A 4,291-nucleotide genomic window follows, 5' to 3' on the forward strand; every position below is an offset into this window, starting at 1 on the left:
GACGAAATTTAACAAAGTTAATCAAAACAGACGCAAAGTATTCTGCATTTTTGGCGTGGACGCTTCGCGTTGATTGTACGCCAAAAATACTCCATACTTCACGCTGTTTATTAAGGCGTTAGCTTCACGGAGAACATATGAAGTCCAGAGCGAGGGCAATGCTCGATAAGTCTATTGCAGCAATGATTTCAGCAATAGAAATATACAATAAGCCTGATTTTAACTATCGGGAAGAGACATTCTCTGTTCTATGTATAAACGCATGGGAATTATTGTTAAAGGCAAAGGTATTACAGCTCGCCAGAAATCAAGTGACTAGCTTATATGTATGGGAGCATCGTCAACTAAAAAAGGGCGGGAAGTCTAAAAAACGATATATAAAGAATAATCGCGCTGGCAACCCTATGTCTGTAAGCCTATACGAGGCCCATAGAATAATTACTGAAGATTATGGTGTAAAAATCGGAGGTGTTGTTAAAGACAACATAACGACTCTCGCTGAAATTCGAGATAATTCAATACATTTTATAAATGATGATCTTTCCTTGGCAATAAAAGTTCAGGAAATTGGTACGGCATCTCTACAGAACTATTTACATCTAATACAAGAGTGGTTTGGTCCTGTTCTAGATAAATATAATTTTTATCTCATGCCAATGGCATTTTTCCGAGGTTTTGACTCAGTTAATGGGGAAACACTTAACGCTTCTGAGAAAAATCTTTTGAAATACATAAAAACAGTTGAAAAAGACTATGACAATGATGATTTATCAGATTATAACCTGTCGTTAAGAATCGATGTGAATTTCAAAAAGGTTAAAAGCGGTTCAGCTATACCAGTCCAAATTACCAACGATGCTAAGGCACCAGTTGTTAGGTTGGCTGAAGAGGAAATTATGGATAAGTATCCTTGGGACTATGATGTATTAACAACAAGACTGAAAAAGAGATACTCGGACTTTAAAGCTAACAACGACTATCACCAAATCCGAAAATCACTTGAAAGTAATGAAAAATACTGCCATCAGCGGTTGTATAATCCATCGAATCCAAAGAGTGGCAGTAAATCTTATTTCAACCCAAATATACTTAAAGAATTTGATGCTCATTATACCAAACAAAGCTAACAAGACGCTATTGTCGGACTGGTTTTCCGCTGCGCTCCAAACCAGCCGCAAAGCGCGGCGTTAGCATGCAATTTAGAATCGGCTATCAATTTTGTCATCAAGCTGCTCATAAGGAAGTTAGTTGAAAATGGGAATATTTAAAACAATTTTGGGATTAACATTACTTTTATCATTGGGTAGTGCTAATGCAGAAACAAAGTTTCTAAACTTAGGTAGTGGGTGGACCGCTTTTACAAAGCAATCAGATCCTTTTGACTCTTCAAAAGTTGAAGTGATACAAATAAGAAAAGACTCCTTTATATTTCGTTGTAATGAAATGAATATGGAAGCACCTTCCTATGGATTTGAGAGCCTAAGTTTTACTGCAAGTTTGAAATATGTTGTTGATGCCAACTCTCCAGTGGATAAAAATGGAGGTTACTCTACATACCTTGGAGGTTCTGATTTAGTCACTGATGATCGATATTATTATATGAAATTAAGTGAATCAGACTTAAATGCTTTCAAAAAAGGTAATGTTGTTAAAGTTGCCGGAAAGTATTCGAGTTCAGGGTGGTTTACTAAAGCCTTGAACCTTTCTGGTTTTACAAAAGCTTATAATAAAATGTGTAACTAATGCTTGCCCGTATAGCATGCTAACAAGCGCCTAAACTCCGACAATGTTAAGTTGTCATGGTTTTGGCAAACAACGCAAAAAGCCACGCCAACACATTGCGTGTTAGGCGGGCGTTATGCATCAATAAGGGTGAGTGTCCTCTTAATCGTTAAATTTTTTACACAAGGAATAATATGAAGCACTTAATGATAGTCGAGACCAATATTACTAATCCATCCTGGGTAGAAGAATATTTGGTTAAGGTGACTCCATTGTTGTCAAAATTTGGTGGTAAGTATATTACTAGAACTTCAAATATTGAGTTATTAGAAGGTGATAATAAGCCTCAATATACTCTTGTTGCTGAGTTTTCTTCAAAAGAAAATGCATTAGATTTTTATCAGTCTTCAGATTACGCACCTTATAAAGATTCACGAAAAAATGGATCAAGTAGTAATTTTTTACTTCTTCCTATTGAAAATGCAACTGCATAACAATACGCGCCAGCTGACATTTTGGTCGGCGCTTTATTGTGTATGGCTTCGCCATTTTACACAAAACTACACACCAACCAAAATGCAGCTGCGCTCTGCGTTAGATTTACAAGGATAATTTTGTGCTACTAAAAGGTTTTGGTTTTTCTGGTTACCGAAGTGTTGGTGATGAAATGGTCAGGATAGGGCCGCTCAAAAAAGTCAATTTGATTATTGGTCAGAACAACGTTGGGAAGTCTAATATTGTCAATTTCTTAAATGATCAATATGCCTATTTTGTCGGAAAAGCAAAGAATCAACAAAACTTTGGAAGAAATCAGCAAGAGAATCCTTTTAAAGATATTGATCATCACATATCAAATGAAAGAGCTCAGCATCGTGTGTCATTCCCGTTATTTGAAGGGGATATTGATAGCTACATTAATCAGAAACTACCTGATGAAAGACAACACGCGGTTCATCGCCAGCTCGCAAGAAAGGTTCTGTGCTCAGAATGCTTTATGGTTGATGGAGCGATATGGTTTACATATAAAGCTGGAAACCCTAATGGCACGTTCGAACTGGAGATCAACGTTGATGAGGTCTTTCAAGAACTTAATGAAAGAGAGTGGCAGCAGTTATGGAATGGGCTAACTCGAAGCACAGGGGGGAACCTAAGGCAACATTGGTTGCCAGAGACAATTAAAGCTCTCGCCTATTTGCCCGATTCGACACCTGACGTAGAAGTAATACCTGCGATTAGGAAAATTGGTGGGGCCGGAAGTGAAGCAAATGACTATAGTGGTGAAGGGATAATCGAGAGAATTGCAAAAATTCAAAACCCGCCTCTTGCCGAACAAGACCTAAAAGAAAAGTTTGTTTCTATAAATGGTTTTATACAAGAAGTCCTTGAAAATGAAACAGCTGAAATTGAAATACCATATGAAAGAAATATGGTGCTCATACATATGGATGGTAAAACACTTCCGTTAGAGTCACTAGGCACTGGGGTTCATGAAGTAGTTATTTTGGCAGCGGCAGCAACATTGCTAGATGAAACAATACTCTGTGTAGAAGAGCCAGAACTTCATTTGCACCCTCTACTACAGCGAAAACTGGTCAAATACCTGTCAGAAAAAACAGAAAATCAGTATTTCTTTACAACTCATTCCGCTCATTTATTGGATGCAGTGGAATCTGAAATATTCCACGTCACACAAGTTGATGGGGTTTCTTCCGTTGAAGCTATTTCGAGTACTAAGCAGCGTTCAAATATATGTAATGATCTTGGTTATAAAGCTTCAGACATATTACAAGCAAATTGTGTGATTTGGGTAGAAGGGCCATCTGACCGAATATACCTAAACTATTGGCTTGAGGCTCATTCGCCAGATTTAGTAGAGGGTGTTCATTATTCGATTATGTTTTATGGCGGTAGATTGTTCAGTCATTTAACAGCCCTTGATCAGGATATCGAAAATGAAGCTGCTGATGATTTAATCTCTGTAAGAAAGCTAAATCGAAATACAGTGATAATGTTTGACAGCGATAAAAATAGATCTCGCGCGTGCATCAATGCTACTAAGCAAAGATTGAAAGATGAGTTTAATTCAGGTCCGGGATTTGCGTGGGTTACTAAGGGGCGAGAAGTAGAAAATTACTTAGACTTCGATAAAGTTGAAGAAAGTGTTAAGGGTGTTCATCCATCTGCAAGCAACTTAGTAAATAAAGGTGAGTGGGAAAACCTTCTCAAATATAAAAAGCGACGGAGCATAGAGGAAAAGACAGCAAGCAAAGTCAAAGTTGCCCGTCATTATGTAAAGAATAATCCTGCTGACTTAGATATTTCAGATTTAAGAGAACGTATGGATCAATTGGTAGGATTTATAAATAGTGCAAATGGCTATGAAATCTAACAAGTTGCCGCACGCGGAAAAATTACTCGCTACGCTCGTTATTTTCCGGTGAGCAAGGCGTTAAGCATCACAAGTTATGAATATTGAGTATGGTTGGAGGGTAGATAAAAATCTGCCAATGTTAAACGAAGAGGAGTGGGAGCAACTGAGCCCACTCCTTACTGATACAATTAAGAAGAT

4 protein-coding genes are annotated in these 4,291 nt (G+C 37.7%); all 4 read left to right on the top strand.

Going from position 1 to position 4,291, the window contains the following annotated elements; genetic code table 11:
- The first annotated feature begins 158 nt into the window (after window positions 1-158).
- The gene (locus tag E2R67_RS16250; RefSeq protein WP_208379554.1) at window positions 159-1,127 is read left to right on the top strand and encodes a DUF3644 domain-containing protein; all 969 of its coding nucleotides are present in this window, start codon (window positions 159-161) and stop codon (window positions 1,125-1,127) included.
- 127 nt (window positions 1,128-1,254) lie between these two features.
- Window positions 1,255-1,743, top strand: coding sequence for a hypothetical protein (locus tag E2R67_RS16255; protein ID WP_134291994.1), 489 nt, complete (start codon window positions 1,255-1,257; stop codon window positions 1,741-1,743).
- Window positions 1,744-1,916: 173 nt separating this feature from the next.
- Complete coding sequence (locus tag E2R67_RS16260; protein ID WP_134291995.1) at window positions 1,917-2,216, top strand: DUF1330 domain-containing protein; 300 nt, start codon at window positions 1,917-1,919, stop codon at window positions 2,214-2,216.
- A gap of 122 nt (window positions 2,217-2,338) precedes the next feature.
- Window positions 2,339-4,111, top strand: coding sequence for an AAA family ATPase (locus E2R67_RS16265; RefSeq protein ID WP_243837045.1), 1,773 nt, complete (start codon window positions 2,339-2,341; stop codon window positions 4,109-4,111).
- Window positions 4,112-4,291 lie beyond the last annotated feature (180 nt).

This window comes from Psychromonas algicola, assembly GCF_004378355.1.
Lineage (GTDB): Bacteria > Pseudomonadota > Gammaproteobacteria > Enterobacterales > Psychromonadaceae > Psychromonas.

What these genes read in the sequence shown, in the direction of transcription:
- E2R67_RS16250 (WP_208379554.1), top strand. Translation starts at nt 159, where the DNA reads ATGCTCGATAAGTCTATTGCAGCAATGATTTCAGCAATAGAAATATAC.
- E2R67_RS16255 (WP_134291994.1), top strand. Translation starts at nt 1,255, where the DNA reads ATGGGAATATTTAAAACAATTTTGGGATTAACATTACTTTTATCATTG.
- E2R67_RS16260 (WP_134291995.1), top strand. Translation starts at nt 1,917, where the DNA reads ATGAAGCACTTAATGATAGTCGAGACCAATATTACTAATCCATCCTGG.